Below are 26,991 nucleotides of genomic sequence, written 5' to 3'. Positions count from 1 at the left end.
GGACTGCCCCGGGTAGACTGCTCTAACGTAGAAAATCCCAGCCCCACCGCACTGTTCCATTCATGGCCAAACCCACCCCCCCTGCCCCGCAAGACATTGACGACAAGCCGCTGTCTGGCTGGCGGCTGCGCCTTTACACCATCATCTTCGAGGCCGACACGCGCGCGGGCCGGCTTTTCGACAAGGCGCTGATCGTCCTTATCCTGGTCAGCATTGCCGTGGTGATGGCCGACAGCGTGCAGGCCATCCATGCCGCGCACGGGCGGGCGTTCGCGGCGCTCGAATGGCTCTTCACGCTGCTGTTCACGGCCGAGTACATCGCGCGCCTGGTCTGTGTACGCAAGCCGCTGCAGTACGCCACCAGTTTTTTCGGCATCATCGACCTGGTGGCTGTGCTGCCGACCTACCTGGCGCTGTTCTTTCCGGAACTCCACGCGCTCATCGACGTGCGAGTGCTGCGCCTGCTGCGCGTGTTCCGCATCTTCAAGCTGACCGAGTACGTGGCCGAATACCAGTCACTGGGCCGCGCGCTGGCTGCCAGCGGTCGCAAGATTCTGGTGTTCCTCTCGGCCGTGGTGATGATGGTGCTGGTGATGGGTACCGTGATGTATGTGGTCGAAGGGCCGTCCAACGGCTTTACCAGCATACCGACGTCGGTCTACTGGGCGATCACCACCGTCACCACTGTGGGCTTTGGCGATATCACCCCCAAGACCGACCTCGGCCGGCTGATCAGTTCCTTCATGATGCTGCTGGGCTGGGGCATCCTGGCGGTTCCGACCGGCATCGTTACCGCCGAAATGGCGGCGCAGCGGCGCTTGCAATTGCTGCCTCTGCCCACCACGCGCACCTGCCACGAATGCCTCACCGAGGGCCACCTGGCGGAGGCGGACTTCTGCTTTCATTGCGGTGCGGCGCTGCCGGGCTATCAATACCAGGCCGGGGACGCGAAGACTGCGCCGCCTCAGGCGCCCTGACTATCAGGGTCCGGCGGCTGTCAACCGGCGCGGCGTGATCTCTACCGAACCGAGTGCCGTGCTCATCCACACCGTGCCGTCCTGCACAGTCACCTGCAACTGCATGCTGCGCTCGGCGAGCTTGGCCAGGGCCTGGCTTTCGGCGGCGTCGATCTGCCAGACCACCAGGTTGCTTGCGCGGGTCAGCTTGGTTTCAATGTTTTTCCACCACACCGGCGTGCTGCTGGCAAAGCTGTAGACGCTGACTTTTTCGGCGCGGCCGGCGGCCTTCATGAGGCGCTTGTCGTCGGGCTGGCCTACGTCGATCCAGTGCAGGATCTGCTCGGTGTAGTCCTTGTGCCACAGAGCAGCTTCGTCCACGTCCCACAGGTCCTTGGCGAATTCAAGGTTGCCCTTTTTGTCGTCGGCCGGCACGTTGAGCGCGAAGGCCAGCAGGCGAATCATCATGCGTTCGTCGGCTTCCGACGGGTGACGCGCGATCGTCACGCTGTGGTCGGCGTAGATGTTGCGGTCCATGTCGGATAACGCCAGTTGCGCTTTGTAAATGGTGGCTTTGAGTGCCATAGGATGTACTTCTTTATCTCGGGGCTGGACGGGAACTAACCCTCTATTGGAACAGAGCGCGCGGCGCCGCCGCCGAAACCCCCGCCAAGCGCGGTTTATCGCTGCTGGCTATAGTCACCCGACCATGATCTCGCTGTCCGTCCTAGACCAGTCCGTCGCCGTCACCGGCCGCACGGAAGATGCCTCCATCCGCGAAACCCTGCAGCTGGCTCGACATTGCGAGGCGTTGGGCTACAAGCGGTTTTGGGTGAGCGAACACCACAGCCATCCCACCATCGTCGGCTCCGCGCCCGAGGTTTTGATGGCCGCCATCGCGGCCACCACCAGCCGCATCCGCGTGGGCAGCGCCGGCGTCATGCTGCCGCACTATGCGGCGCTGAAGGTGGCCGAGCAGTTTCGGGTGCTCGAAGCCATCGCGCCGGGCCGCATCGACCTGGGCGTGGGCCGCGCGCCTGGCTCCGACATGCGCACGGCGCGCTTGCTGAGCAGCGACCCGCGCCAGTCGGCCGACAACTTTCCCATCCAGGTGCGTGAGCTGCAAGCCTGGCTTGCCGGCGTTGATTTGCCTGAAGGCCACCCGGGCCGCGGCGTGACGGCCAATCCCATGGGCCCGACTACGCCAGAGATGTGGATGCTGGGCAGTTCCGACTACGGTGCGCAACTGGCTGCGCACTATGGGCTGCCGTATGCATTCGCTTATTTCATCACCGACGGGCAGGGCGCGGAACAGGCATTGGAGGTTTACCGCGCCAGCTACCGGCCCAGCCCGCGACACCCGGCGCCGCAGGCGGTGCTCTGCGTCTGGGCGCTGGCGGCGGATACCGAAGCCGAGGCATGGCATCATTTCTCGGGCCGTGAGCGCTGGAAGATAGACCGTAACCGTGGTGCGCTGGCGGCTCTGCCGTCCCCGGAAGAAGTGGCGCTGAGGCCTTACTCCCCGGCCGAACAGGCGCAGGCCGACAATCTCAGGGCCAGCGCGCTGGTCGGCACCGGTCCGCAGGTTGCCGCCAGATTGCGGGCGCTGGCCCATACACTGGGGGTTGACGAACTGGTTGTGATTACCTGGACACACGACCCTGCCGCGCGAAGGCGTTCGTATGAACTGCTGGCCCGCGAGTTTTTCTGAAGCCGCCGCGAACAACAATGATGAGACAAGGAACAAGCCATGACAACACCTTCCGCAACACCGCTCTTCAGCGCCGTCATTGCCGGCAGCCTGCCCAAGCCCGGCTGGCTGTCTGAAACCCAAAAACTATGGCCACAGTGGAAAGCAGAGGGCGAGGAGCTCAAGCAGGCCAAGGCCGACGCCACACTGCTGTGGATCAAGGCGCAGGAAGACGCCGGCCTGGATGTGATCGGTGACGGCGAACAGTCGCGCCAGCACTTTGTGCACGGCTTCCTGGAGCAGGTCGACGGCATCGATTTCGAGCACAAAGTCAAGATGGGCATACGCGACAACCGCTATGACGCCATGGTGCCGCAGGTGATTGCCAAGCTCAGGCTCAAGGGAAGGGTGCATGCCGCGGAAGCGCGCCTGCTGCGCGCGCACACCACCAAAAAAATCAAGTTCACCTTGCCCGGCCCGATGACGATTGTCGACACCGTGGCCGATCAGTTCTATGGCGACAAGGTCAAGCTGGCGATGGCATTTGCCGAGTTGCTGAACCAGGAGGCGCTGGCCCTGCAGGCCGATGGTGTGGACATCATCCAGTTTGACGAGCCCGCCTTCAACGTCTACATGAAAGAAGCCGCCGATTGGGGCGTGAAAGCGCTTGAGCGCGCGGCGCAGGACCTCACGTGCACAACCGCCGTGCATATTTGCTACGGCTATGGCATCAAGGCCAATACCGACTGGAAGGAAACCCTCGGCGAGGAATGGCGGCAGTATGAAACCGTGTTTCCGGCGCTGGCCAAAAGCACCATCCGGCAGGTCAGCCTGGAGTGCTACCACTCGCATGTACCGCCGCACCTGATGGCGTTGCTGGAGGGCAAGGACGTGATGGTCGGCGTGATCGACGTGGCCAGTGACGAGATTGAAACACCCGAGCAGGTAGCCGACACTATCGGCAAGGCACTGAAGTATGTACCCAAGAACCGCTTGTTTCCTTGCACCAACTGCGGCCTGGCGCCCATGGACCGCGAAGTGGCGCTGAAAAAACTGCAGGCCCTGGGCGCAGGTGCGGCGCTGGCGCGCGAGCGGTACAAATGAAGCCTCACGCTTTTCACTTCGCCTTCGCCTTCGCCTTCGCCTTCGCCTTCGGCTGCGTGCAATGTGCTGCCCCCGAGGGGACCACTGGGCCTGCGGCCCGGCAAAGCCGGTTCCGAGGTCCCCTGCTTGCCAAAAAGCTCGCCTCGATTTTTTGAGAGAGGGGAATTTAACGTGACTTCCAACCACAGCGACAACCACAGCCATGATCACGGCCATCCGCACAGCGACGTTCGCTGGAAGCATGATGGTGTGCGCGTGATTGCGGCCAACCAGCTGGACAGCAACACCGCGCAAACACCGGGCATGGACAGGCGCGCCGCCATCAACTTCGCCCGTGTGGGTGCGCAAAAGCTGTGGGCTGGTACGGTAACGATTCATGCCGACGCCAAGACCGGCGCGCATCACCACGGCCACCTCGAAAGCGTGATCTACGTGATTCGGGGCAGAGCCCGCATGCGCTGGGGTGAGCATCTCGAGTTCACCGCTGAAGCGGGGCCGGGCGACTTTATCTACGTGCCGCCTTATGTGCCGCACCAGGAAATCAATGCCAGTGCGACCGAGGTGCTCGAATGCGTACTGTGCCGCAGCGATGGCGAGGCGGTTGCTGTCAACCTGGATATCGAGCCCGTGGAAAAACCCGATACTGTGCTGTGGGTGGATCCAACCCATCCTCATGGGGGCGTATAAAACGCTGTGTAAAGACGCGGTGAAGGGCGTGTGAGGGTGGGATGAACGCCGGCTGGAGTGTGGAAAACCACACGCTTTTTGCAAGGCCCGGAAAGCTTTCCTTACGAATGTCACCTCGTCCTACAGGATGTATCAAGCGGTGTGGTTACAACTGAGGCTCACTCAAAGGAGTTCCTCATGGACACCAATAATCAAGTTAATCAACCGGCCATCCAGCCGCAACCCATGCCCCAGCCGGGCTTCTCGCAACGCCTGCAACACAGCAAGGCACTCGTCGCTATCGTGGCGGTGCTCGGTGTGACTGTCCTGGCCCTGGCTGCTGCGCTGGTGGTCAACCGATCCGATGCACAGACCGGCGGGCCTTACGCAGAATCCAATAGCACCAGTACAACAGCCTCCAAACTGGCGGCCGATACCTCCAAGCGGCCGCCAACCGCCAAGGCAAACACCAACGCCCCAGCGGTGGTTGCGCAGTCGTCCCGAGCCAACGTATGCGCGACCTGCGGCACCGTGGAGGCTGTAACGCCGGTCCAGCGCCAGGGCAAGGTCAATGGCGTGGATGTTGGCAACACCACCATAGGCCTGGGCACCGTGGCCGGCGGTGTGGTGGGCGGCCTTGTCGGCAACCAGATGGGCGGCGGCAATGGCAAAACTGCCATGACAGTACTGGGTGTTGCCGGCGGCGCATTTGCCGGTAACCAGATCGAAAAGAACATGAAGAAGGTCACCGTGTATGAAGTGCGCGTGCGCATGGATGACGGCTCGGTCCGCAACATGGAGCTGTCCAGCGCAGTGGCTGTGGGTTCCAAGGTCATTGTTGAAGGCAAGAACCTCCGCCTGGCCTAAATAGTAGAGCCCCACGCTCCCCGCTGCGTGTGGTTCGCTGCCCCCCGAGGGGGCGCTGCGCCTGCGGTTTGGCAAAGCCAGTCCCGCGGCCCCGGCTGGTAAAGATAAGACTTTCACGCCATCCCCCCCAAATACCGGTGCTTTGTCATCGGTATTTTTTTGACCGCTTCAGCCGCACTGCACGCCGGCGGTGACAATACCCCCGGACAGAAGGGCCTTCGCCTGGGGGCGTAGCATTGGCGCCTGTCACCGAATCCGAATCCGAATCCGAATCCGAATCCGATCCCGCATCCGCAGAAAGACATTCCCATGAAAGCCATCTGGAACGGCGCAGTGATTGCGCAAAGCGACGACACCGTGGTGGTGGAGGGCAACCACTACTTCCCCGAAAGCTCGCTCAACCGCGACTACGTGACCTTCAGTAACCACCACACCATGTGTTCCTGGAAAGGGCAGGCGAGCTATTACTCATTGCTGGTAAACGGTGAGATGAACACCGACGCCGCCTGGTACTACCCCGATCCCAAACCCGAAGCTGACAACATCAAAGGCCATATCGCCTTCTGGAAAGGCGTCAAGATCGAACCCTGATCCCGCGCGAATGCTCGGGTGAGGTTCAGAGGTGCAGCGCGACTGGCGTGAAGGAATTATTTCGGCGCTTTGTCTGACGGCGGCCTGCCGTGCCGTGGCTTATAACCAATGCATTACGGCTCGCCGCCGGCTCCATGGGCCGGCAAGCGGCGGCTTCGGCGGGCATTGACCCGCTAAGGCGCCGTGCCGCAGAATCTGTCTTGGCTTCAAGGAGATTCCATCATGTACAAGCACATTCTGGTACCGGTTGACGGCTCCTCCACCTCGCGGAAGGCGATTGGAAATGCCCTGGCAGTTGCCCAGGCCTTCAAGAGTGAGGTCACGGTTGTTTACGTCATCGACCCTTATGCCTTTACCGGGGTGGGTACCGACTTTGCCTATGGCCAGGCGGAATACCTGGGTGCAGCCACTGCCGAGGCCAACGAAGCCATCAAGGCTGCCAAGCAGGCCTTCGAAGGAATAGGCATCACGGCAACCGGCTCGGTGGTGGAAGGCCATGCGATTTACCGCGGCATTCTCGATACCGCCGAATCGGTCAATGCGGATTTGATTGTCATGGGCTCACATGGCCGCCGCGGGCTTGAAAAACTGGTCCTGGGCAGCGTCACCGCCCAGGTACTTTCCCATTCGCATTTACCTGTGCTGGTGGTTCGCGACTAACCGGCAGTTTTTCTGGCGGCATGCGCGCCACTTGAAGGAGCGTCAAATGGACTTGCTGAATCACGATATTGCACACGAGTTCCCGGAGTACCTGCAAAAAATGCGCAGCCTCAAAGTGTCGGATCCGCACTTTGCCGCGCTCTTTGCCCAGTACGACGCTGATAACCACGCCATTGCGAAATATGAGCAAGGTGTGGGTGCCATCACCGATGAGGCACTGGAAGACCTGAAAAAACGGCGGCTCAAGGCCAAAGACGAAATTTACCAGATCCTGAAAAAGGAATGATTGTGTGACGGGGCGGAATGTATTGGGATGGATTGCTTTGCAATCCAATACAGACGGGCGCCGGCAGCTATCAAAAATGAAGCAATGAAATGCGCAGTCCATCGTTTCAACTGCTGAGCATTAATCTGAAATCCCACGGGGCGGCGCAGACAGGGCTCGTTGCCATTTTCATCAAACTGCAATGAACCTCCGGTACGCTGGAGTGTTGACCGATTTCCGGTTTTTGCGGGAGATACCCTTGACTTCAAGCGACGAAGAATTGATGCGGCGGATCCGCAATGACCTGATTGACAGCTACGACGAAGAGCTGGAGATGGAGATTGAAGACCGCACCGTGGCCGAACTCATCGGTGAGGAATCCCCCGCCCGTAGCCCCAAAGATGCGGCGCAGGATAAAGAAAATCGCCGGCAGTATTTCCGCGAGCTGTTCCGCCTGCAGGCCGAACTGGTGAAGCTGCAGGACTGGGTGGTCAGCACCGGCCACAAGGTGGTCATTTTGTTTGAAGGCCGCGACGCCGCCGGCAAGGGCGGTGTCATCAAGCGTATTACCCAGCGGCTCAACCCGCGCGTGTGCCGAGTAGCGGCACTGCCGGCCCCTAACGACCGCGAGCGTACCCAGTGGTACTTCCAGCGTTATGTGTCCCATTTGCCCGCCGCTGGCGAAATCGTCCTGTTTGACCGCAGCTGGTACAACCGCGCCGGCGTGGAGCGCGTCATGGGCTTTTGCACCGACGACCAGTACGAAGAATTTTTCCGCACCGTGCCTGAGTTTGAAAAGATGCTGGTGCGTTCGGGCATACAGCTGATCAAGTACTGGTTCTCCATTTCCGATGAAGAACAGCACCTGCGCTTTCTGGGCCGTATTCATGATCCGCTCAAGCAATGGAAGCTCAGCCCCATGGACCTGGAATCACGCCGCCGCTGGGAGGAGTACACCAAGGCCAAGGAAGTCATGCTGGAGCGCACCCACATTCCCGAAGCCCCCTGGTGGGTGGTGCAGGCGGACGACAAGAAAAAAGCCCGCCTGAACTGCATCCACCACCTGCTGCAGCAGATGCCCTACCAGGAAACCGCACACCCGCCTATCGTGCTGCCCGAACGCGTGCGCCACGAGGACTATGTGCGCACGCCGGTCCCACAAAACATTGTGGTGCCCGAAATATATTGAACACCCCCGTCCAGACTCACGGTGTGTAGTCTGTTCCCCCCATGCAGAGGGGGCGAAGCCAGCGGCCCGGCAAAGCCGGTTCCGCTGCTCCTGCTGGGTTTAAGAGTCCTTTGGTAACCAGTGGGGAGCGGTCAGTCCCTCACGTCAGCTACTGGATTGGCGCCGAAGTCTGGCCGTGCCAGGAAAGCCAGGATGCGTGCCGCCGCATCTTCGGGTGATGTCAACACGCCACCCGTTTTCAAACCCACAAACGAATCGCGATCCGGAAAGGCTTTGGGATCGGCTGCGCGCAGTTGCTCCTGCATGCCGGTGTCGATCACACCGGGCGCGAGCGAGCAGACTTTGGCGCCGTGGGGCTTCAGGGCTTCTTCCAGTGCCAAGCAGCGGGTGAAATGGTCCATGCCGGCTTTGGCGGCGCAGTAGGCCGCTTGCGACGCCATGGCGCGGCGGCCCAGGCCGGAGGAAATATTGAGCACCTTGCGCGGTGCTTGCCAGCTGCCGGTGGCGCGCAGGAAAGCGGCGGTGATTTGCATGGGCGCTTCCAGGCCCACGCGCAGTGCCCGCGCCAAGTCGTTGGCGCCAATATCGGCCAGCGGGCTGATCTGCGGAATCACGCCTGCATTGTTTATGAGCGTGACGCTGGTCCAGGGTGCTTCGGCCTGCGAATCCTTCAGCCAGCTTTCCAGTCTGCCGTTCAGTGATCCGCTGTCCGCGAGGTCATGCTGCCATTGCAGCACCTTGGCACCGACATGCCGCGCATGTTCTTCCAGCTCAGGAACAACTGTGCGCGAAATGCCGAGCACCGTGTGCCCGGCGGTGAGCAACTGGCGCGCCATTGACAGGCCCATGCCGCGCGAGGCACCTGTGATAAGGGTGAGATGTGAGGTCATGGCTGCATGGTAGCGCCGGTGCCATGGAACTGTTTGCGATCTAAAAGCCGGGCTTGCTTTCAAATGCCATCCCCAGCCCGCTCGCCGGGTGCGTGAGCCGCAGCGCTGCGGCATGCAGCAGCAAGCGCGGCGCAGCCGCCTGTACTGCTTCGGGTGCGTACAGTGCATCGCCCAAAATCGGATGGCCCAGCGCTTTCAGGTGCACGCGCAATTGATGTGACCGACCAGTGACCGGTTCGAGTTCCACGCGTGTAGTGTTCACCTCCGCGTCGTGCGAGAGCACGCGCCAACGGGTCTGGCTGGGTTTGCCGCGTTCTGCATCGATCATGCGCAGCGGGCGGCGTGGCCAGTCGACGATGATGGGGAGATCGATCAGGCCCCAACCGTTGGAACTGTCTGGATCATCCGGTGCGGGTAAGTGGCCGCTCACCACTGCCACGTAGCGCTTGCCGACCTCACGCGTTTCGAATGCCCGGCTCAACGCGCGCTGCATGGCCGCGCCGCGTGCCATCAGCATCAGGCCTGAGGTGGCCTGGTCCAGCCTGTGCACGATCAGGGCATCTGGAAAGACGGCCTGCACGCGGGTGCTCAGGCAGTCTTGCTTGCCTTCACCTCGCCCGGGCACCGAAAGCAGCCCTGATGGCTTGTCCAGCACCACCAGGAATTCATCAGCGTGCAGCAACGCGACACCGGGAATTACCAGGGCGGCACCGGCATTACCTGCGGGGTAATTGTTCTGCTGCGGGCCAACCTTCATGATTTAGCCATCGAAACAGTTTTTAACCAAGGAGAAGGAATCATGACTGACGCAGGTGCCATTGCCATTGCATGTGGATTGATCATCGGCCTGGGTGCCATCGGCGCCTGTATGGGGATAGGCGCGATGGGTGGGCGATTTCTGGAAGGTGCCGTACGCCAGCCTGAATTGATGGAGCCGCTGCAGGTCAAGATGTTTCTGCTGGCCGGGTTGATCGATGCCAACTTCCTGATCGGTGTGGGCATCGCCATGATGCTCTTGTTTGCCAATCCCCTCTAGGGCTGGAGCTTGGTTTTAGGCGGCGGGAAGTTATGAACCGGCGGGCTGCTGCGCTTGACTTCGCGCAGCATGAAGAGGTAAAGGCTTTCGACTTTCTCGCGCGCCCAGGGCGTCTTGCGCAAGAACTTCAGGCTCGATGCCACGCTGGGATCGCTGGTGAAGCAGCGGATGTTGATGCGCTGGCCGAGTTCTTCCCAGCCGTAGTGGTCTGAGAGAGCCGTGACAATGGCCTCCAGTTTGACACCATGCAACGGGTTGCCCGGCTGCGCTGGAGCAACAGCCGGAGCGTCCCCGGGCAGGTTTGCGGGCAAGTCGCCAGAGCCGGCCATCAAGGCCTTATTTGTTTTTCAGCTTGCCGCGCAGGGGAATCTGCGTGACGATGGTCGGGCGCACTGCGTCGGGCGAGACCGGCTTGGGTGGCGAGGTGTCCTTCTTGGGCTTCTTGACCATTTTGTTGTTGTTTTGCTGTCCTTTTGCCATGGTTTTCTCCGTTGGGTTGAGTGAGGTTGATAGGGGGATGGGCTGATTATCAGTGCAACTTGATGCGTGGGCGATAGGTGCGGTCCAGCATTTCCGACAACGTGATCAGCGCGGTTTTCTTGAAGCCGCCCAGGGCCAGCTGGTGCTGCTTGTGCAACCCCCAATACATGAATTTCGCCAACTGGCCCTCGATGAAAAAGCTGCCCTTGGTGAGACTGCCCATCAGGCTGCCGACAGACGAATATTCTGACAGTGATACGAGCGACCCCTGGTCCTTGAACACGAAGGGAGCGACGGGTTTGCCCGCGATCAGGTCTGAGAGTGAACGCGTGAGGTACATGGCCTGCTGGTAAGCGGCCTGGGCGCGCGGCGGCACCCAGGTGCCGTCGGGCTGCTGGCATGCCGCGCAATCGCCGAAGGCGTAGATGCTTGGGTCGCGCGTACTTTGCAGGTTCCCGTTCACCATCAGCTGGTTGAGCTTGTTCGTTTCCAGCGAGTCGTCCCCGCCCAGGGAGCGCAAAAAATCGGAGGCCTTCACGCCGGCCGCCCACACCGTGATACTGGACGAAATGACCTTGCCGCTGGCCATCTTCAGGCTGTCGGGAGTGACTTCCACCACTTTTTCGTTGGTGTGCACTTCAATGGCCAGCTTGCGCAACTCGCGCATGGCCGATTCGCTCAGGCGCTCCGGCAACTGGGCCAGCAGGCGCGGCGCGGCTTCGACCAGCACGATCTGCAAATCCTTTTCCGGGTGAATGTGGTCAAACCCGTAATTGGCCAGCACGCGCGCTGCGGCGTGCAGCTCGGCGGCCAGTTCCACGCCTGTTGCGCCGCCTCCCACGATGGCGACTGTGAGGCGACCGCTCCCGGCCATGCGCGGCACGGTTTGTGCGCGAATGCAGGCGTTGATGAGCCGGTCGTTAAAGCGCTTGGCCGCCTGCGGGCTGTCCAGCTTGATGGTGTGTTCGGCCGCGCCCGGCGTGCCGAAGTCGTTGGTCTGGCTGCCGACGGCAATGACCAGCGTGTCATAGGCCAGTTGCTGGGCCGGCGTGATCTCGCGGCCGGCCTCGTCATGGCTGGCGGCCAGCTGCAGCGTCTTATTCTGGCGATTCACGCCGGTCAGGCTTCCCAGGCGGAATTTGAAGTGGTTCCAGCGAGCCTGCGCAAGGTATTCAATTTCTTCGGCATGCGTGTCGAAGCTGCCGGCGGCCAGCTGGTGCAGCAACGGTTTCCAGACATGGGTGCGGGCGGCGTCCACCAGGGTGACTTCGGCCAGGCCCTTTTTGCCCAGGCGTTTACCCAATTGTGTGGCCAGCGCCAGCCCTCCGGCGCCTCCGCCCACGATGACGATGCGGTGCATAACTTCCTCCTGGTGCCAGGGTGGCCCTGTTATGCCGCCATGTTAACTGCCCGCCTTGCCAAAACGGCCAGGCACTCAAGGCCAGCGGTCTAATTTCCAGGCCAGCAGATCAGCTTATCCGGGGATTTTTTGAGTCATGGAAAGCTGTCATCCACCGGAGCAGGCGGTTGGGCCCAAGCTTGGATATAGACAGAAAATCCTGTTTTGCCCAGGAAAGGCGGTCGCAAGTAGCTATCAAATCAATAGCAATAGTGCCGTGAAGGCCAGATCCTCATGGGAGTCTTTGCGGAGTCCTGCGGGCGTGGCGCTGTTAAGCTTCGGCCCGCATGTCGACACACACATTTGCAGAACTGACCCGCCAGCGCGCTTTTATGCGCATGTGGTTCGCCCGGCTTTTCGGCACCACAGGTAACCAGATGCTGATGGTGGCCGTGGGCTGGCAGATGTATGAACTGACCGGCAGCGCCTGGGACCTTGGCCTGGTGGGTCTTTACCAGTTTGTGCCGGCACTGCTGCTCACGCTGGTGGCCGGGCACGTGGCTGACCGCGTCCACCGCGGCCGCATCATCGCCGCCTGCCTGGTGACGCAGGCCACTGTCGCCCTGATCCTTGTCGCCGCCACAGAGGGCTGGCAGCTGTCCGGTGCTTCTCACAGCTGGGCTTCGCGCGAACTGTTGCTGGGGGTGTCCATCATGCTGGGTGTGGCCCGCGCCTTCCAGATGCCCGCGCAGCAGGCGCTCACCCCCATGCTGGTGCCTCCTGTAATGCTGCCGCGCGCCATGGCCTTCAGCTCGGCCGGCATGCAGGCGGCCGTCATCGGCGGGCCTGCGCTGGGCGGCGTGATTTTTGTGGCTGGCGCCACAGCGGTGTATGCCACCTGCGCCTTCCTGTTCGCCACCGGCTGCGTGCTCATTGCCGTGCTGCGCTACGACCACGTGCCGCCGCCGCGCGAGCCGGTCACATTGCGCACGCTGCTGGCCGGTGTCGAATTCGTGTGGCAACGCAAAGCCCTGCTGGGCGCCGTATCGCTGGACCTGTTTGCCGTACTGCTGGGCGGTGCCACCGCGCTGCTGCCCATGTTCGCCAAAGACATCCTGCATGTCGGGCCCTGGGGCCTGGGCCTGCTGCGCGCGGCGCCCGCTGCCGGCGCGCTGCTGGTGTCGGCATTGCTCACACGCTGGCCGCTGGAGCGCCGTGTCGGGCTGACCATGCTGTCGGCTGTCGCCCTTTATGGCGTTTGCATGGTGGTGTTTGGTTTGTCGACCAGTTTTGTGCTGTCGCTGCTGGTACTGGCCATCTCGGGCGGGGCCGACATGGTGAGCGTGGTGGTGCGTCAGACCCTGGTGCAGATCGAAACTCCCAATGAGATGCGCGGCCGCGTCAGCGCCGTGAACTCGGTGTTCATCGGGGCATCCAACCAGTTGGGCGAATTTGAATCCGGCGCCACGGCTGCGCTGATGGGGCCGGTGGGATCGGTGGTTGCCGGGGGTGTGGGGACGCTGCTGGTGGCGGCAGCCTGGTTCAGGATGTTCCCGTCGCTGTCACGGAGGGACAAGATGGTGACGCCGCCCGCTGGTTCTTGAGGCTTCCAGGCGTTTAAGTTGCTTGGCTGTGAAACCAGAATTTGATAAGCGTAGCGTCTGAATCAAATACAGCTCGCTGGAGGATGGTCACTCACCGGGTACCGTTGAAGGAAATGGGTACGACTTTCAATCCAGCTGGATGCATCTAGCCACCTGCGCTTTCACCTGAGAGGCCCAGCCACCAGGTTTCCGCTGTAAGAGAGCACCGTGCCAAGGAGGGGGAGGCCAACCTCGACTTTAAACTGGTACAGACCATTGTTGATGCACTTCGATGCTGCCGTGTGAGGCAAGAGCCAAAGGGGGAAGGGCACCCCCGCTAGCCGGCCTCCGATGGGCCGCCAGACCCAGCCGCCGTTGACAATGGAAACACCCAGCTTAAGGCGAAGCAGGCCCGATGACTCGACCCAGTAACCCGATGGATAACGACCTGCCGGTGTGAAGGTTGAGGCAAACCTGGAAGTTTTATTGAAAGTGCGGTTCCAGTGAAGCTCGGTGTCGGTGCTGAAGATGGAAACGCTCATCGACGCAGTCCCGTCGCGAGGCGGGACACCGAGTTTTTGCGCAAGCCGCCGACCTGCCCAGCCTGCAAGGCCGGTGCCCAGGCGAATCTCGACTGTGCCTGAGAGCGTGCCTCCAGACCGATGAAGTTCCTGGAGCAACGGGTGCAATTGTGCGAAGGACTCACCAAACCAGGTTTCAACGACTGCGGACATGCGCTCTTTCGGTTGCGGTGCAGTCCGCCGTGAACCGGATCATCAGAAACGGGGGGCTGCACACTGCAGCTGATTTTAGGTGCGCGGCTGGCATTCGCAGTCTTCGGCATGAAAGGCGCTGTCGGTCCAGTCTCTGGTGTATTGAGATGAAGACTATTGCGTCCAGCCTCACAAACAATGCGCAGTGCCTTCGTCTACCGCCCCGAATTCGCCCGTATCCGGTTCACTTCCACCGCCGTGATCTCGCTTGCCTTGTTACCCCACGATTGCCGGATGTGCGTGAGCACCAGCGCCATGTCGGGATCGTTCAACGCCAGCACAAAAGGCGGCATGCCGAAGGGGCGCGGGTTGCCCGCAGTAGACGGTGCGTAGCCGCCATTGAGCACGATCTGCACCAGGTTGACGGCCTGCCCCATGGTCACGGCGCGGTTGCCGGCCAGTGCCGGGTACGCATTGGCGATACCTTCGCCTTTTGCGCCGTGGCACTGGGCACAGTGCTGCTCATAGAGTTTGGCGGCGCGTTCCACTGAATCGCCTTGCGTTTTGATGGCGGCAGGCTGCGGCGGCGCGGTGTGTGAGGCGGGCAGCTCTTTTAAAAACTGTGCCATGGCACCCAGGTCCGCATCGCTCAAATACTGGGTGCTGCGCTGCACGACTTCAGCCATGGGCCCTGTGACCGAGGCACGGGGGGATACGCCGTTTTTCAACAGGCTCACGATAGCCTGGCTGTCCCAGTCGCTGACGCCGGCCTCGTAAGGTGATGTGAGCGATGGCGCATACCAGTTCTGCATGGGAATCAGGCCGCCCGCCAGGTCCAGCCGCTGTTCGCTGGCGCCCAGTGCATTGCGGGCGGTATGGCAGGCCGCGCAGTGGCCCAGCCCCTTGACCAGGTAGGCGCCACGGTTCCACTCGGCACTGCGCGCGGAGTCTGGTTGGTACACGCCGGGGCTGAAATAAAGGGCGCGCCACACCGCCAGCGCTGCTTGCGACTGATAGGGAAAACGCAACGCGTGCGGCTGGTTGGGTTGCGCTACGGCGGGCAGGCTGTTCAGGTAGGCAAAGATCGCGTCGGAGTCTTCACGTGTGACCTGCGTGTAGCTGGTGTACGGAAAGGCGGGGTACAGCAGGCGCCCGTCTTTGGAGCGGCCGTTGTGCATCGCCCGCCAGAAGTGCGAAGACGACCATGCACCGATGCCGGTTTTGGTATCGGGCGTGAGGTTGGATGTGAACACCGTGCCAAAAGGTGTGGCAATGCCGCGCCCGCCCGCATAGGGCTGGCCGCCTTGCACGGTGTGGCAGGCCTGGCAGTTGCCGGCGCGTGCCAGGTAGGCACCCCGGGCAATCAGGCTGTCGCTGGGTGCGGCGGCAGCCACCGGCGTTCTCACGTCGACTTCATCGCGCCCATTCAGTACCCATACCAGGGCGACCGCCGCGATCGCCAGGGTGAAAAAGCCTGCCGCCCATTTGAGGAAAGTTTTCATTTTTGCGCTTTCCTGACGGGCCCGGCGGGCGCAACCGGCAACACCGGCACGGCGGGCAGGTCCGCTGCGCTGCCGCAAGTGATGGCCACGGCGCCGGGTGCCGGCGCGGGCATCGTGGTGGCCGGTTTGGTGCTTGCCGGCAGGGGTTGCGCCGCGATCCAGCTGGCGACGGCATTGATGTCATCCGGGGTGAGATGATCCACCACGTTCTTCATGCAGTCCGGCGCGTGTGCCCGGCGCTGGCCGGCCTTCCAGGCGCCCAGCTGGGCATTGAGGTAGTCGCGCGGCAAGCCCAGCAGGCCGGGAATACTGGGGGCGACGCCGGTCATGGACTGGCCATGGCATTGCACACAGGCCGGCAGCCCGCGCGCGGCATCCCCTTGCATGACGAGCTGCTGACCGTGGCGCATGACACCGGGCGATGCGGTTGCGGGCAGCGGTGCGGGGTAGGGCACTTCGAGCCGGGAGAAATACTGTGCAATCTCCATCAGGTAGGCATCGCTGAGCGGCGCGATGAGCTGCGTCATCAGGCCGTAATGGCGGCGGCCGTCGCGAAAATTAAGGAGCTGGTTGTAAAGGTAACCCGCCGGTTTTCCCGCCAGGCGCGGGTAGTAGCCATCGGGGCCTGCACGCCCCTGTGGCCCATGGCAGGCGGTGCAGGCCATGGCGCGCTGGGCAATGGTGTCTTCAAACGGTGCCGCAGTGGCGGGACTGATGGCCATCCAGGCCGCGGCGGTAAAGGCGGCAAAGGCGGCAAGGAGGCGAAGCAGGCACAAGCAGGTGGTTCGAACGTACGTGGAGCAGGTGTTTGGCATGGCGTCATCATGCCCCAGCCTTGACTTCGGCGTAAACCTGGATGCCGCCAGGAAACATTGGCGCGCGGCGCGGCGACAAAGCCCGCACCGCTGACCCTTGGCTATTTGCGTGTGTCCTGAAGGGCACGCACACAGGTGAGGAACTGGTCCCAGCTGGCTTGCACTTCCTTCACGCGCACACCTTTGTCGAGCACCGCGCCGCAGGCGGCTTCAGCGCGCCTCACCACCTTGGACAGCGCGCTGGCCGGCAGCGGCGGGATCTGTGCACGCAGGCTGTCGGCCTTGCTGCGCATTTCTGCGATGGCGTCCTTGGCCAGGGTCTTGTTGCCGGCGCAGGCAATCATGCCGATCATCTCCGCCATTTCGCCGAGGGCCGGGTCCAGGTGCCAGGCCGCGGCCGTGCCCAGCGCGAGAGCCCACATGCGCTTGTTGCGCGGAGCGGGTCCGGCAGCTGGCGTAGTCGCGGCGTCGGGCAAGGCGGCGTGAGTGGTTACAGGCGCGGCTTTGGGCGCAGGGAGCTTTTTCATGGACTTGTCCTGGATAGACACGGACGATTTTGCCTGAGCTGCGCTTTGGCGTCGGTCTGGACCTTCCACAACCTCATTCTTAAGACAAAAGTGCCTTTTTGCCCTATGTATACAGGCGTAGGCAGCTATTAAAAGCATAGCAACTTCAGGAGGCTTCCACCCACCCCGCAATGCGCCGGCAAGCCCAGTCGGGGTCGTCGTGCGGCAGGTCGTGACCGGCCCAGGGGTGTATCTGGTGTGCGGCCTGCCAGGCCTGGGCCAGCCGGGTGGAGCAGCGCGGGTGCACCAGATGATCGGCGGCGGAAGACAGCACAAGGGTGGGGCAGGACGGCGGTGCGGTCATGGTGAAAGCCGCTGCCGCCTTCAGCTGCCGCCAGGCGTTGGCAGCGGTCACAGGGGCATCCTGGCGTATCTGCATCCATGCCGCAATGTCTGCCTCGCGTTGCGAGGCACGGTTGCAGGTGAGCGCGTGAATCGTGCGCTCGGAAAATTGTGGATCGCTCCAGCGTGCAGCCACCATCGCCAGCGGCAGCCAGTTGCCCGGGCGCAGGCGTTCGGTGATGCTGCCCAGGGGCCGCATGCTGGTGTTGATCAGCACCATCCGGTCGACCTCCCGCGGATGGCGCAGCGCCCAGTCGGCCGCCACCATGCCGCCCAGCGACATCGCCAAGAGGCGATAGGGCGGGGGCAGGCCGCGTGCCTGCAGCTGTGCACGCGCGAAATCCGCCATGGCGGCCACAGAGGCGGGCGATGCTTCTTGGTGGAATACGCCATTGCCCGGCAGGTCAAGCGCCAGCACCCGGGTGGCTCCCGGTGACGAGGGGGGCAGCGCACGGGCGAGCTGGTCGGCGAAACCGCCCCAATGGCGAGCTTCGCGTGTCAGGCCCCGGAGCAACACCCAGCTCATCCCAGCACCCGCCGGGGCCGCCAGTGGGCCGTTGCCAGCCGGGTCAGCTGGGCGCGCTGCTCGCCCTCGGGCAGCCAGCGCGGCACGGCAAATGCGGCCCGCGTGAGGAAGTCCAGCAAGTCCGCATGGCGGCGCAGCACGCGCTTGGTGCGATGCGCCTTGATGGGATTGAAGATGCCGTGCCGCGAAAACAGCTGGCGCGGGTTCTTGCGTATCCACAGCCATGAGCCCAGCTCCAGCGTCATCGGCAAAAAGACGTTACCCGCCGGCGCGCGGTCGTAAGCATGGTCCCAAAGGTCGCCATGCAGCAGGTACTGGTTGCTTTGCGGCTCAAAGCTGTAGGCATGGTGGGGGTGTGACTGCGCCAGCATGGTCCTGAGCGCAAACATCTCGGGCAGATGGCCCATCAGCCGGCGCGTGCGCGCATACGGAAACCAGATGCTGTCCTGAAAACCGTAGCCCGAATGGCAGTCCAGAGCCAGGCTGAAGGGGCGGGTGGCGAGTTGGTCATGCACCACCTGCAGCAATGCCGTGCTTTCCACTTCCATGGGCGCGCCGGGCTGCCCGCAGTACCAAGGCAGCAGCGCGCTCAGCGTTTGCCCGCCCGCCAGCCAGGGCACGCGGCTGTCGGCGCGCTGCGGCGCGTTGCGCATCAGGTCCACGCCTTGCGGGTTGGCGCGCTTGTGCGCCCACATGCCGCCGGGGTTCACGATGGGCATGAACACCAGCCGGACCTTTTCGAGCTGCCGGTGCAGCAGCTCGTCCCATTCCAGCCTGAACAGCAGCACGCGCATATAGTGCAGGACGAGCTGCGTGCCGATGCGCTCCAGCCCGTGGATGCCGCCGAAGAATCCGACGACGGGCGCCTGCGGGTCGCTGGAGCCGATGCTGGCTGTGTAGAGCGGAAAAGAGGGCCCGGCCGTGTGCGCTTCGGCCACCACGGCAACATCAAGGTGGGCGCTGCCGGCCAGCAGGATCGCCTTGAGCTCCTCCAGTTCGGGGAAGCTGGCTGATGCGTCCCGCGCCGGCGTGAAGCTGTAGGGGCTGTGAAAGCTGTGCGGGCTGCTGGGGCTTTTTGCGGCGGCGCTCGAAGGCAGGTCGTGCATCCGGCCATCCTTGCACATTTGTTTGACAGGCGCACTACAGGCCTGGTAACAGCCGGTGGTCTTTGTGGCGGCCTAAGCGGCGGTCTGCGCCAGAGGGGTCGCCATCGTCCAGGTAATCGCTATCAAAACAGGAGCAGTTTGCGCCCGTAACTATTGGGCTACAGCCGGTTTTTTCTTGAATACGCTTGAGCCCGGCGGTGCCGGCAAGACCCGGCAGCCGTCCCGCACAGCGGCGCGGGCTGCGCCGCCTCAGCCGGCCGGCTCAATCACCACGTCCGAGGTGGGATACGCCACGCAGGGCAGGATGTAGCCCGCCTGTTTTTCCTCGGCGCTCAGGCCTGGCCATTCGATGCGGTAGGCCACCTGTCCGCTGGTCAGCCGGCGGATGCAGGTGCGGCAGGTGCCGTTGCGGCAGGAGCTGTCCAGCGCCACGCCGGCCAGCAGCGCCGACTGCAGGATCGGCAGGGACGGTGAGACGCTGAAATGCGCACCCTCCGGATCCAGCCGGGCGCTGAAGTGGACCGGATCCACCGGATCCGCCGGGTCGCCAGGGTGGTCTGCATCGTCCATCGCTGTCTCGGGTTGTGGGCTGCCTGCGCCAGCGTATGCGCTAGCCGCGCGCGCTCTCCAGCAGCAGCACGGTCACCAGCGCCAGCAGCAACTGCTGCTCTTCACGCTCATTGACGGGGGCCATCTGCTCTGCGGTGAACCGGCCCTCAAACAGCGCGGGCTGTTTGGTGAGTTCGGCCACCAGCGTGCCGTCGGGCCTGGTGACCTGGTAAGCAGGATGGAACAGGTAGCCAGAAAGCAACCCGATCAGCGGAATCTGGCCGAAGAGGCCGTCCAGAAAACGCGTCATCACGCTTTTTTCATTGATGCTGAAGTGGACGACGCCATGGTCCAGCACGTCAAAACCGGCCTTCCACATGGAACGCATGCCGTGCCGTTTGATGCCTCCCAGCGCCAGGCCCTGTGGGTCGGTGAAGTGGTAAAGCGGTGAAAAATCAATTACGCGGTCGGCCTTGATCTGGTACAGCGGCTGGTCCTGCGTCTCATCGGTAAAAACCGTGATGGCTTCCTTGAGCTTGAAGAGTTTTTGCCTGACGTACGCCACCGGCTGGCCGTGTGCGTCCTTGACCAGGAACTGCGGCGCAAGGGCGAGAAGCTTGAAGGTCATTTGCAGGGGAAACCGGAGGCGTTGGGCCATGATGTGCAGGCGCTTGTAAATGTTGCGGTGCGCCGAATGTACCCGACCCGGTGCCAGTGTCCCACGGGGGCATCCGTTCGTCACCGGCCGCCGTTGGGCGGATGTGTTGCCGGGTGCGGGGCGATTTGGGCGACAATTCCGCTCCGCCGGATTTTTTCCGACCTCCAGAACAAACACCCCCGATTCCCATGTCCAGCTATTCTGTCCGTCCCGCCACGTCCCGCGATGCCAAAGCCATTGCAGAGATTCATGTCGCCACCTGGCAAGCCGCCTACAAGGACCTCCTGCCGGAGGATTACCTCGCCAAGATCACCGTGGAAAAACGCCTGCCTTACTGGCGCGAAGCGATTGAATTCAGCGAGCCGCAACTGCTGGTGGCCACACAGGGCGACGAGATCGTGGGTTTTGTCGGTTTTGACCGCTCACGCGATGCCGGCACCAAATCTACGGTGGGGGAGATCTGGGTCTTGTACGTCCTGCCCGCGCATTGGGGCAAGGGGGCGGGCTTGGCCCTCTGGGATGGCGCGCGCGAAGGCTTGAAGGAAGAAGGCTGCACGCAGGTCACGCTGTGGGTGCTGCTGCGCAATGAGCGCGCATTGCGTTTTTACGAACAGGCTGCAGGGTTCAAGCGCGAGATGCCTTCGCTCAAGACGGTTGCGTTTGGCAGTGCCAAACTGGAAGAGATCCGGCTCAAGCGTGCGGTTGACTGAGCGCTGAAACTCCCGGGCTAAGGTTTGCGCCTTGCCAAGGGTGCTGGCCCGAGGGTCCCCGGCCAGCAACCCGCTAAAGACCATGGCCACGCAAAATCCGGGCGAGGCCCTCGCTAAAAACGCGTCCTTATAATTGCCCACGTGCCTCTCCATCCCGCTCCCCGCCTGACCCTGCCCATATGGGAACGCCTCGCCGTCTGGCTGGCCTTCCTGGCCGTGCTGTCAGCGTTGTGGGCGCCGGTGTCCATGCTGGCCCAGGATGTGCGCACCGGCAAGCTGGGGGGCATTTGCAGCGCCAACACGTTGGGCGCCGATTCAGCGGACAGCACTGCCTCCGGTGGCGCTGATGCCGCAGAGTCCGGCATGCGCTGCGACTTGTGCGGCTCCATTGCCTTGGTGTTGCCGACGCTGCCCGAGGCGGCCTCACCGTGCTTTACCGGCAACGAGGTTGTTACCGCCGGCTTCCCTGCGGCTACCGGCGCCGCCGTTCCCGGGCTGCCTTTCAGCCGCGGGCCTCCCGTACTTTGAACTGAACCGCCTCTTACCCGAGGCTTGAGGCATTCCTGCGCGCGGCCCCTTGCGGCCTGTGTGCGTTGGCTTTGTTCATTTCAAACGCGCGTTCCACGAAGCCTTACGTGCCTCCTGCGCTCGCCTGGTGGCACCACCGCGCTGGCGGAGCCGAACCCATGCTCTGCCTTCGGGCTTGGTGCCCCTAATTTTCAATTTCGTAAAGAGTCAACCATGACCTACCTGAATACCATTAAAAACATAGCTGCCTTTGCCCGGCCTTATTGGGCTGCAGGCCTCTTTTTTGCCATTTCCTTGCCGGCCGCGGCCCACGTCACGCTGGAATACCAGGTCGCCAATGCGGGCAGCTATTACAAAGGCACGTTCAAAGTCGGGCACGGTTGCGGCACCTCACCCGTCAAGCAGCTTGTTGTGACGATCCCCGCCGGTGTGCAGGGCGCCAAACCCATGCCCAAGGCAGGATGGACACTGGAAGTCACCCGTGAGAAGCTGGCCCAGTCCCGGCAGGACCACGGTAAAACCATCACCGAAGAAGTGTCGCGCATCAGCTGGACGGCCAAAACGCCGGCCGACTATTTGCAGAATGACTGGTATGACGAATTTGTGCTGCAGGCGAAGCTGCCCGCGAAGGCCGGCATGATGTATTGGCCCGTGAGCCAGATTTGTGAAGAGGGCAAAGTTGATTGGGCTGAGATTCCCAAACCGGGCCAAAAACTGTCTGACCTGAAAAGCCCTGCCGCAGCACTGGAGTTAATGCCTGTTGGTGGTGGCGGTGAGCACAATCACTGAGTGGCCCAGCTGCGTTTATTTCACAATCATTGATCGCTTCAAGGAACACATTCACATGAAATCTTCAACTTTTTCAAAAGCCGCACTGGCACTTTCGGTGGCATGGGCTTGCGTCGCGGCTTTAGCCCAGCCTGCGCAGGTCAAAGTGGAGGGTGCCTGGGCGCGCGCGACCGTGCAGGGTCAAAAGGGTACCGGCGCTTTCATGAGCCTCACCGCCAAAGACGGGGCGCAACTGGTTGGCGTGTCGTCACCGGTGGCAGGGGTGGCTGAAGTGCATGAGATGAAGATGGAAGGCGACGTCATGAAAATGCGCGCTGTGCCATCGCTTGCCTTGCCTGCCGGCAAAAAGGTCGAGCTCAAACCGGGCGGCTACCACCTCATGCTGATGGACCTGAAAGCGCCGCTGGCCAAGGACAGCACTGTCCCCGTGACCCTGCTGTTCAAGGATGCCAAAGGTGCGGAAAGCAAACTGGAGCTGAAGCTGCCGGTTGCCACCGCGGCGCCGGGATCCGCGGCCGGGCACAAGCACTGACTTTATCGTCCCTCAAGAGCGCAGCGGTAAACCCGGGCGGCACGTCGGAACAGGTGTGGCCGCGGGCCGGGTTGCTAGCTGCGTTTACCGGAGCCCAGGCGGCGGTAAACAGTGGCCCGGCTGACGCCGAGCGCCCTGGCGGCCTGGAGCACGTTGCCGCGTGCATCGCTCACCGCTTTGTGAATCAAGGCGGTTTCGAGTTCTTTCAGCGTTCGCGATGCCGTGGCTGATGGCGGCAGGCTGGGCGTCACCTGCAGTGGTCCACGGCCCCGCAGCTGCGCCGTTGCATGCAGGCGCAGGCCTGTCCACAGCGGTACTTCAAGGACCCCGCCGTTCACCGGGGCCTGGCGCTGCGCCGCGTCGAACAGCATTTCGAAGGGCATGGCAAAAAGGTCGTTGCAATGGAGCGCGGCGCCTGAGCGGTGCCCCAGCTGCGAGACCATTTGCCGCGCCGCCTGGTTGGCACCGGTGACGCCGCCGTCGGCATCCACACACACCAGCCCGTCGCTTTCATCACCCAGCGTGCGGCCCGGCCAGTTCAGCCGCACCAGCAAGGCGTGGGGGCTGGCCAGGGTGAGCGCGTTCTCGATGCTGCGCGCGGATTGCGCCACCAGGTGCTTGAGCTCGGGCCTCTCGGCCGCCTCGATGCCCGTGAGGTCCAGCATGCCGGCGCAGCGGCCGTCCGGGCCGAACAAGGGTGCACCGGCGCAGCTGTAGACAGAAGTCGCATCAAAAAAATGTTCGCCCCGATGCAGCCACACCGGCTGCAGTTCGGTCAACGCCGCGCCGATGGCGGTGGTTCCCACCTGCTGCTCCGAGAGGTCCGTGCCGATGCGCGTGATCATGTCGGCGCGCCAGTCTCGCCGGTCTATCGGACCATTCACATTGATCACCACACCAGCCTGATTGGCCAGGATAGCGAAATAGCGTGTGTCAGCAATGGCCTGGCCCAGTTTTTCGAGCACAGGTCTCGCAGCCTGCACCAGCTGGTGATTGGCTTCCAGGGTGCGCCGCAGGGCCGCGGCAGACACCATGGCGAAGGAGGGGACCTGCTCCGGCCGGTGGCCCTGGGCAAGACAGCGCAGCCAGGAACGCTCTATCCAGTTCTCGACCAAAGGCTCAGTGCCCGCAGGCAGCGGATCACCGTAAAGAACCGCCTGGCGTGCGTGACCAATGCGCGCCAGCCTGTCTTGTCCCCCCGTGGCCGGGGCGGAGCGGAAGGGTGTCATGGAAGCCATGGTGCATTGTGTCCAATTCCTGCCGCTTGTGCAGCGTGCGGTGTGGATGGCCTATGCGGCTTGAGCAGGGCGAAGACAAGGGGAGTGATTTGGCACTTTTTTCATGAAGAAAAAAAGACCTTCCCCAGTATTCAGCGTGCGTTGTTAGCTATAAAAAACATAGCAGTTTTGAGCCCTGCCACGGTCATCAGCAGCGATCCCAGTACGTGGACAGTGGCTGTAAGCGCCGCCAGTCCGTAGCGCGCTTCCATCAGGAAAATCACGACTTCGGCCGAAAACGAGGAGAACGTGGTGAGGCCGCCCAGAAAGCCTGTGACCAGCGCCAGCCGCCACACCGGGTCCAGGTTGGGCATGGATTGAAAGCCGGCAATGCAGATGCCAATCAGGTAGCCGCCAATCAGGTTGGCTGCCAGGGTGCCCCAGGGAATCAGACCTCCGGGCGTCAGCCACAGGCCAAGGCCCCAGCGCGCCAGCGCACCGATTGAAGCTCCGATGGAAATGGCGATGACGTTCAGCATGGCGATGGGGTGTTTTGTTTGGCGGGACAATGGAGCCATGACTTTAACCCCAGCCCCCGCTGCCGGCGGGCCTCTGGACTTCCTGGGGGTGGTGATGCTTGATACACGGTTTCCCCGCTGGCCGGGCGATATCGGGCATCCTGAAGCTTTCGGCGTTCCGGTTCGCCAGCATGTAGTGCAGGGCGCCTGGCCCCGCAAAGTGGTGCAAAGCGGCGACGGCTTGCGGGACGCGGGCGTGGTGCCGGCTTTTGTCCAGGCGGTTCAGGCCCTGGCGAGCCAGGGTGCGCGAGCCATCACCACCAGCTGCGGTTTCCTGGTCCTGTTGCAGGACGAGCTCCAGGCGGCGGTACAGGTTCCTGTCGTCACCTCCAGCCTGCTTCAATTGCCTATGCTGCTCGCACGCCATGCCAGGGTGGGTGTGCTGACCATCAGCTCCGCGGCGTTGGGTGCTGAGCATTTGCGCGCTGCGGGTGTGGCTCGTGAACGGCTGGCGGATGTGGTGGTGCAGGGGGTGGATCCCGGCGGGGAGTTCGCCACTGCCATCCTGGGCAATCGCCCGACCATGGACTGGGAGAAGGCGTGCAGCGGTGTGGTGGCAGCGGCGGTGACCCTGAGGCAGTGTGAGCCTTCGCTGCAGGCGGTCGTGCTTGAGTGCACCAACTTGCCGCCGTACCGCCAGGCGATTGAAGAGGCCACCGGCTTCAAGACCTGGGCGCTGACCGACGATGAACGGCTGCTGCGCCCCTGGAGATGAGCTGCCTTACATCTTGCCCGGCAGCCAGGTGGCGATCTGCGGGAAGAACCAGAGCAGCAATACCATGCCGCACATCAGAAGGAAAAACGGCAAGGTCACCCGCGCGATGTAGGTGATTTCCTTTTTGGTCATGCCCTGGAGCACAAACAGGTTGAAGCCTACGGGCGGCGTGATTTGCGCCATCTCGACCACGATGACGATGAAGATGCCGAACCAGATCAGGTCCAGTCCGGCCGCCTGCACCGTGGGAAGGATCACGCCCATGGTCAGCACCACCATCGAAATCCCGTCCAGGAAGCAGCCCAGAACAACGTAGAAGATGCTCAGCACGACGACGAGCATGAAGGGGCTCAGCCCGAGGCTTGAAACGAATTCGGCCAGGTGGCGCGGCAGCCCGATGTAACCCATGCTCAGCGTCAGGAAGGCAGCGCCGGCCAGGATCAACGCGATCATGCAATACAGGCGTGTGGCGCCCAGCAGTGATTCCTTGAAGGTGCTCCAGTTCATGGATCGCTGCACCACAGCCAGCACGAGCGATCCGACGACGCCGATGGCCGCGGCTTCGGTCGCGGTGGCCACGCCGGTATAGATGGAGCCCAGCACGGCGCCTATCAGCAGCACGACCGGTATGAGGTGGCGCGACTCGTAGATTTTTTCACCGAAGCTCATCGCGGCATCAGGCGGGGGGATTTTGCCTTTGTTCAGCAGGGCCCACACGACGAGGTAGCCGGAGAACAGCGAGGCCAGCAGCAGGCCGGGAAAAACGCCCGCGATGAACAGCCGGGCGATCGACACGTCCGCGCTGACGCCGTAGACGATCATGATGATGGACGGCGGGATCAGCAGGCCCAGCGTGCCGGCGCCTGCGAGGGATCCTATCGTGATGTCTTCGGGGTAGCCGCGTTTGGCCAGCTCCGGCAGCGTCATCTTGCCGATGGTGGCGCAGGTCGCGGCGGAAGAGCCCGACACCGCGGCGAAGATGGTGCAGCCGATGACGTTGGTATGCAACAGGCCGCCCGGCAAGCGGCTGACCCAGGGCGCGAGGCCCTTGAACATGCTTTCACTGAGCTTGGTGCGGAACAGGATTTCCCCCATCCACACAAAAAGGGGCAGGGCCGTCAGTGTCCAGCTTGACGAAGACCCCCAGATGGTCACCGCCATGGCGTCACCGGCGGCGCGTGAAGAAAACAGCTGCATGCCTATCCAGGCCACGCCCGACAGCGTGAGGCCTATCCAGACGCCGGAGCCCAGGATCAGGAAAAGCGAAAGAATCAGCAGCGAGGTGATGGCGAGATCGGACATGAAGGCTCTTTGTTGTTATTCATGATGCAGCGCTTCATCGCTGCCCGCATGGGCGCGCCGGCCCCGGATCTCCAGCACCAGCTCGTCGATAAATGCGACCATCAGGATGACCGCGCCCACCCCCATGGTGATTTGCGGAATCCACAGCGGCGTGGCGTCGCTGCCGGTGGAGATATCGTGGTAGGCATAGGAGTTGACCGACAGCATGACGCTGTACCAGGCGAACAGCATGGAAAGCACGGTGGCTGCAGCCAGAGCCCAGATTTCAAGCGCGCGCCGTGCCGTGCCCTTCAGCCCGTTGAGGATCAGCGTGACGCGGATGTGCTCACCCTTCTTGAGGGTGTGGGCCAGCGCCAGGAAGCCGCTGGCCGCCATGCAGTAGCCCGCATACATGTCGGTACCGCGCAGGGACCAGGCGAACTGGCGGTCCAGCACGCCGGCCAGCACCGACACCAGCGTGCCGATCATGAACAGCGCTCCGAGCCATGCTGCGCCGTCGTACAGCGCATCGAGCATGCGGCGCATGC

The 26,991-nt window shown here is 62.7% G+C and carries 34 protein-coding genes; 16 read left to right on the top strand and 18 right to left on the bottom strand.

What is annotated here, in order from left to right:
* The first annotated feature begins 62 nt into the window (after positions 1 to 62).
* Positions 63 to 977, top strand: coding sequence for an ion transporter (locus ACQ4MS_RS02860; RefSeq protein ID WP_431097601.1), 915 nt, complete (start codon positions 63 to 65; stop codon positions 975 to 977).
* Between the two features lie 3 nt (positions 978 to 980).
* Here ACQ4MS_RS02860 and ACQ4MS_RS02855 read toward each other — a convergent pair whose 3' ends face one another.
* Positions 981 to 1,541 carry a YaeQ family protein gene (locus ACQ4MS_RS02855; protein WP_431097600.1) on the bottom strand — a complete coding sequence of 187 codons (561 nt, stop codon included), beginning with the start codon at positions 1,539 to 1,541 and terminating at the stop codon, positions 981 to 983.
* 127 nt (positions 1,542 to 1,668) lie between these two features.
* Here ACQ4MS_RS02855 and ACQ4MS_RS02850 point away from each other — a divergent pair, with 127 nt between their 5' ends.
* The 8 genes from ACQ4MS_RS02850 (at position 1,669) to ppk2 (ending at position 7,988) form a co-directional block, all read left to right on the top strand.
* Entirely contained in the window at positions 1,669 to 2,667 is a 999-nt protein-coding gene (locus tag ACQ4MS_RS02850; protein WP_431099521.1) for an LLM class flavin-dependent oxidoreductase, read from the top strand.
* A 39-nt stretch (positions 2,668 to 2,706) separates the two neighbouring features.
* Positions 2,707 to 3,750 (top strand): methionine synthase, encoded by a 1,044-nt coding sequence (locus tag ACQ4MS_RS02845; RefSeq protein WP_431097598.1) that lies wholly within the window; start codon positions 2,707 to 2,709, stop codon positions 3,748 to 3,750.
* A gap of 171 nt (positions 3,751 to 3,921) precedes the next feature.
* Positions 3,922 to 4,437, top strand: a complete 516-nt coding sequence (locus tag ACQ4MS_RS02840) for a cupin domain-containing protein (protein ID WP_431097597.1) — start codon at positions 3,922 to 3,924, stop codon at positions 4,435 to 4,437.
* Positions 4,438 to 4,614: 177 nt separating this feature from the next.
* A complete protein-coding gene (locus ACQ4MS_RS02835) occupies positions 4,615 to 5,283 on the top strand; it encodes a glycine zipper 2TM domain-containing protein (protein ID WP_431097596.1) in 669 nt (222 codons plus the stop codon).
* A gap of 309 nt (positions 5,284 to 5,592) precedes the next feature.
* Positions 5,593 to 5,874 (top strand): DUF427 domain-containing protein, encoded by a 282-nt coding sequence (locus tag ACQ4MS_RS02830; RefSeq protein WP_092127063.1) that lies wholly within the window; start codon positions 5,593 to 5,595, stop codon positions 5,872 to 5,874.
* Positions 5,875 to 6,096: 222 nt separating this feature from the next.
* Positions 6,097 to 6,534 carry a universal stress protein gene (locus ACQ4MS_RS02825; protein WP_431097594.1) on the top strand — a complete coding sequence of 146 codons (438 nt, stop codon included), beginning with the start codon at positions 6,097 to 6,099 and terminating at the stop codon, positions 6,532 to 6,534.
* A gap of 46 nt (positions 6,535 to 6,580) precedes the next feature.
* Complete coding sequence (locus tag ACQ4MS_RS02820) at positions 6,581 to 6,820, top strand: YdcH family protein (RefSeq protein ID WP_431097593.1); 240 nt, start codon at positions 6,581 to 6,583, stop codon at positions 6,818 to 6,820.
* A 262-nt stretch (positions 6,821 to 7,082) separates the two neighbouring features.
* The gene (gene ppk2, locus ACQ4MS_RS02815; RefSeq protein ID WP_431099520.1) at positions 7,083 to 7,988 is read left to right on the top strand and encodes a polyphosphate kinase 2; all 906 of its coding nucleotides are present in this window, start codon (positions 7,083 to 7,085) and stop codon (positions 7,986 to 7,988) included.
* A gap of 131 nt (positions 7,989 to 8,119) precedes the next feature.
* Here ppk2 and ACQ4MS_RS02810 read toward each other — a convergent pair whose 3' ends face one another.
* The gene (locus ACQ4MS_RS02810) at positions 8,120 to 8,878 is read right to left on the bottom strand and encodes an SDR family NAD(P)-dependent oxidoreductase (RefSeq protein ID WP_431097591.1); all 759 of its coding nucleotides are present in this window, start codon (positions 8,876 to 8,878) and stop codon (positions 8,120 to 8,122) included.
* Positions 8,879 to 8,918: 40 nt separating this feature from the next.
* Positions 8,919 to 9,635, bottom strand: a complete 717-nt coding sequence (locus ACQ4MS_RS02805) for a pseudouridine synthase (protein ID WP_431097590.1) — start codon at positions 9,633 to 9,635, stop codon at positions 8,919 to 8,921.
* Positions 9,636 to 9,677: 42 nt separating this feature from the next.
* On the opposite strand from ACQ4MS_RS02805, the gene atpE reads away from it, so the two are divergent.
* Complete coding sequence (gene atpE, locus ACQ4MS_RS02800; protein ID WP_092127043.1) at positions 9,678 to 9,914, top strand: F0F1 ATP synthase subunit C; 237 nt, start codon at positions 9,678 to 9,680, stop codon at positions 9,912 to 9,914.
* Here atpE and ACQ4MS_RS02795 read toward each other — a convergent pair.
* The 3 genes from ACQ4MS_RS02795 to ACQ4MS_RS02785 are packed head-to-tail and all read right to left on the bottom strand — an operon-like array spanning position 9,911 to position 11,754.
* The gene (locus ACQ4MS_RS02795) at positions 9,911 to 10,243 is read right to left on the bottom strand and encodes a VF530 family DNA-binding protein (protein ID WP_431097589.1); all 333 of its coding nucleotides are present in this window, start codon (positions 10,241 to 10,243) and stop codon (positions 9,911 to 9,913) included. The genes atpE and ACQ4MS_RS02795 overlap by 4 nt on opposite strands.
* A gap of 7 nt (positions 10,244 to 10,250) precedes the next feature.
* Positions 10,251 to 10,394 carry a hypothetical protein gene (locus ACQ4MS_RS02790; RefSeq protein WP_431097587.1) on the bottom strand — a complete coding sequence of 48 codons (144 nt, stop codon included), beginning with the start codon at positions 10,392 to 10,394 and terminating at the stop codon, positions 10,251 to 10,253.
* 49 nt (positions 10,395 to 10,443) lie between these two features.
* On the bottom strand, positions 10,444 to 11,754 hold the full coding sequence (locus ACQ4MS_RS02785) for an NAD(P)/FAD-dependent oxidoreductase (RefSeq protein WP_431097586.1): 1,311 nt from the start codon (positions 11,752 to 11,754) through the stop codon (positions 10,444 to 10,446).
* Between the two features lie 326 nt (positions 11,755 to 12,080).
* Here ACQ4MS_RS02785 and ACQ4MS_RS02780 point away from each other — a divergent pair, with 326 nt between their 5' ends.
* Positions 12,081 to 13,337, top strand: coding sequence for an MFS transporter (locus ACQ4MS_RS02780; protein ID WP_431097585.1), 1,257 nt, complete (start codon positions 12,081 to 12,083; stop codon positions 13,335 to 13,337).
* Between the two features lie 161 nt (positions 13,338 to 13,498).
* On the opposite strand, the gene ACQ4MS_RS02775 is transcribed toward ACQ4MS_RS02780, so the two are convergent.
* From ACQ4MS_RS02775 to ACQ4MS_RS02740, 8 genes are all read right to left on the bottom strand, one after another.
* Positions 13,499 to 14,050: a DUF4166 domain-containing protein gene (locus tag ACQ4MS_RS02775; RefSeq protein ID WP_431097583.1), complete on the bottom strand. Its 552-nt coding sequence runs from the start codon at positions 14,048 to 14,050 to the stop codon at positions 13,499 to 13,501.
* A 194-nt stretch (positions 14,051 to 14,244) separates the two neighbouring features.
* Positions 14,245 to 15,531, bottom strand: a complete 1,287-nt coding sequence (locus ACQ4MS_RS02770; RefSeq protein ID WP_431097582.1) for a c-type cytochrome — start codon at positions 15,529 to 15,531, stop codon at positions 14,245 to 14,247.
* Complete coding sequence (locus ACQ4MS_RS02765; protein ID WP_431097580.1) at positions 15,528 to 16,346, bottom strand: c-type cytochrome; 819 nt, start codon at positions 16,344 to 16,346, stop codon at positions 15,528 to 15,530. The genes ACQ4MS_RS02770 and ACQ4MS_RS02765 overlap by 4 nt, the downstream gene beginning before the upstream one ends.
* Positions 16,347 to 16,447: 101 nt before the next feature.
* Entirely contained in the window at positions 16,448 to 16,873 is a 426-nt protein-coding gene (locus tag ACQ4MS_RS02760; protein WP_431097579.1) for a hypothetical protein, read from the bottom strand.
* A gap of 145 nt (positions 16,874 to 17,018) precedes the next feature.
* Entirely contained in the window at positions 17,019 to 17,780 is a 762-nt protein-coding gene (locus ACQ4MS_RS02755) for an alpha/beta fold hydrolase (protein WP_431097578.1), read from the bottom strand.
* Positions 17,777 to 18,886: a M14 family zinc carboxypeptidase gene (locus ACQ4MS_RS02750; protein WP_431097577.1), complete on the bottom strand. Its 1,110-nt coding sequence runs from the start codon at positions 18,884 to 18,886 to the stop codon at positions 17,777 to 17,779. The genes ACQ4MS_RS02755 and ACQ4MS_RS02750 overlap by 4 nt, the downstream gene beginning before the upstream one ends.
* Positions 18,887 to 19,135: 249 nt before the next feature.
* The gene (locus ACQ4MS_RS02745) at positions 19,136 to 19,456 is read right to left on the bottom strand and encodes a 2Fe-2S iron-sulfur cluster-binding protein (RefSeq protein ID WP_431097576.1); all 321 of its coding nucleotides are present in this window, start codon (positions 19,454 to 19,456) and stop codon (positions 19,136 to 19,138) included.
* 40 nt (positions 19,457 to 19,496) lie between these two features.
* Complete coding sequence (locus ACQ4MS_RS02740) at positions 19,497 to 20,093, bottom strand: hypothetical protein (RefSeq protein WP_431097575.1); 597 nt, start codon at positions 20,091 to 20,093, stop codon at positions 19,497 to 19,499.
* 188 nt (positions 20,094 to 20,281) lie between these two features.
* Between ACQ4MS_RS02740 and ACQ4MS_RS02735 the strand changes: the two genes are divergently transcribed.
* The 4 genes from ACQ4MS_RS02735 to ACQ4MS_RS02720 all read left to right on the top strand — a co-directional run bounded on the left by ACQ4MS_RS02735 (position 20,282) and on the right by ACQ4MS_RS02720 (position 22,652).
* Positions 20,282 to 20,803 carry a GNAT family N-acetyltransferase gene (locus ACQ4MS_RS02735; RefSeq protein WP_431097574.1) on the top strand — a complete coding sequence of 174 codons (522 nt, stop codon included), beginning with the start codon at positions 20,282 to 20,284 and terminating at the stop codon, positions 20,801 to 20,803.
* Between the two features lie 141 nt (positions 20,804 to 20,944).
* On the top strand, positions 20,945 to 21,331 hold the full coding sequence (locus ACQ4MS_RS02730) for a DUF2946 family protein (RefSeq protein ID WP_431097572.1): 387 nt from the start codon (positions 20,945 to 20,947) through the stop codon (positions 21,329 to 21,331).
* Between the two features lie 213 nt (positions 21,332 to 21,544).
* Entirely contained in the window at positions 21,545 to 22,120 is a 576-nt protein-coding gene (locus ACQ4MS_RS02725) for a YcnI family protein (RefSeq protein ID WP_431097570.1), read from the top strand.
* A 55-nt stretch (positions 22,121 to 22,175) separates the two neighbouring features.
* Positions 22,176 to 22,652: a copper chaperone PCu(A)C gene (locus tag ACQ4MS_RS02720; RefSeq protein ID WP_431097569.1), complete on the top strand. Its 477-nt coding sequence runs from the start codon at positions 22,176 to 22,178 to the stop codon at positions 22,650 to 22,652.
* Between the two features lie 74 nt (positions 22,653 to 22,726).
* On the opposite strand, the gene ACQ4MS_RS02715 is transcribed toward ACQ4MS_RS02720, so the two are convergent.
* Together ACQ4MS_RS02715 and crcB are read right to left on the bottom strand one after the other, a co-directional pair.
* Positions 22,727 to 23,890 (bottom strand): helix-turn-helix domain-containing protein, encoded by a 1,164-nt coding sequence (locus tag ACQ4MS_RS02715; protein WP_431097568.1) that lies wholly within the window; start codon positions 23,888 to 23,890, stop codon positions 22,727 to 22,729.
* A 131-nt stretch (positions 23,891 to 24,021) separates the two neighbouring features.
* A complete protein-coding gene (crcB, locus tag ACQ4MS_RS02710; RefSeq protein ID WP_431097567.1) occupies positions 24,022 to 24,408 on the bottom strand; it encodes a fluoride efflux transporter CrcB in 387 nt (128 codons plus the stop codon).
* Positions 24,409 to 24,445: 37 nt separating this feature from the next.
* On the opposite strand from crcB, the gene ACQ4MS_RS02705 reads away from it, so the two are divergent.
* A complete protein-coding gene (locus tag ACQ4MS_RS02705) occupies positions 24,446 to 25,162 on the top strand; it encodes an aspartate/glutamate racemase family protein (protein ID WP_431097566.1) in 717 nt (238 codons plus the stop codon).
* 6 nt (positions 25,163 to 25,168) lie between these two features.
* On the opposite strand, the gene ACQ4MS_RS02700 is transcribed toward ACQ4MS_RS02705, so the two are convergent.
* Together ACQ4MS_RS02700 and ACQ4MS_RS02695 are read right to left on the bottom strand one after the other, a co-directional pair.
* On the bottom strand, positions 25,169 to 26,464 hold the full coding sequence (locus tag ACQ4MS_RS02700) for a TRAP transporter large permease (RefSeq protein WP_431097565.1): 1,296 nt from the start codon (positions 26,462 to 26,464) through the stop codon (positions 25,169 to 25,171).
* A gap of 15 nt (positions 26,465 to 26,479) precedes the next feature.
* The gene (locus tag ACQ4MS_RS02695; RefSeq protein WP_431097564.1) at positions 26,480 to 26,989 is read right to left on the bottom strand and encodes a TRAP transporter small permease; all 510 of its coding nucleotides are present in this window, start codon (positions 26,987 to 26,989) and stop codon (positions 26,480 to 26,482) included.
* Positions 26,990 to 26,991: the final 2 nt, after the last annotated feature.

It is taken from the genome of Polaromonas aquatica, assembly GCF_050626995.1.
GTDB lineage: Bacteria > Pseudomonadota > Gammaproteobacteria > Burkholderiales > Burkholderiaceae_C > Polaromonas > Polaromonas aquatica_A.
This window is presented reverse-complemented; position numbering and strand designations above follow the sequence as displayed.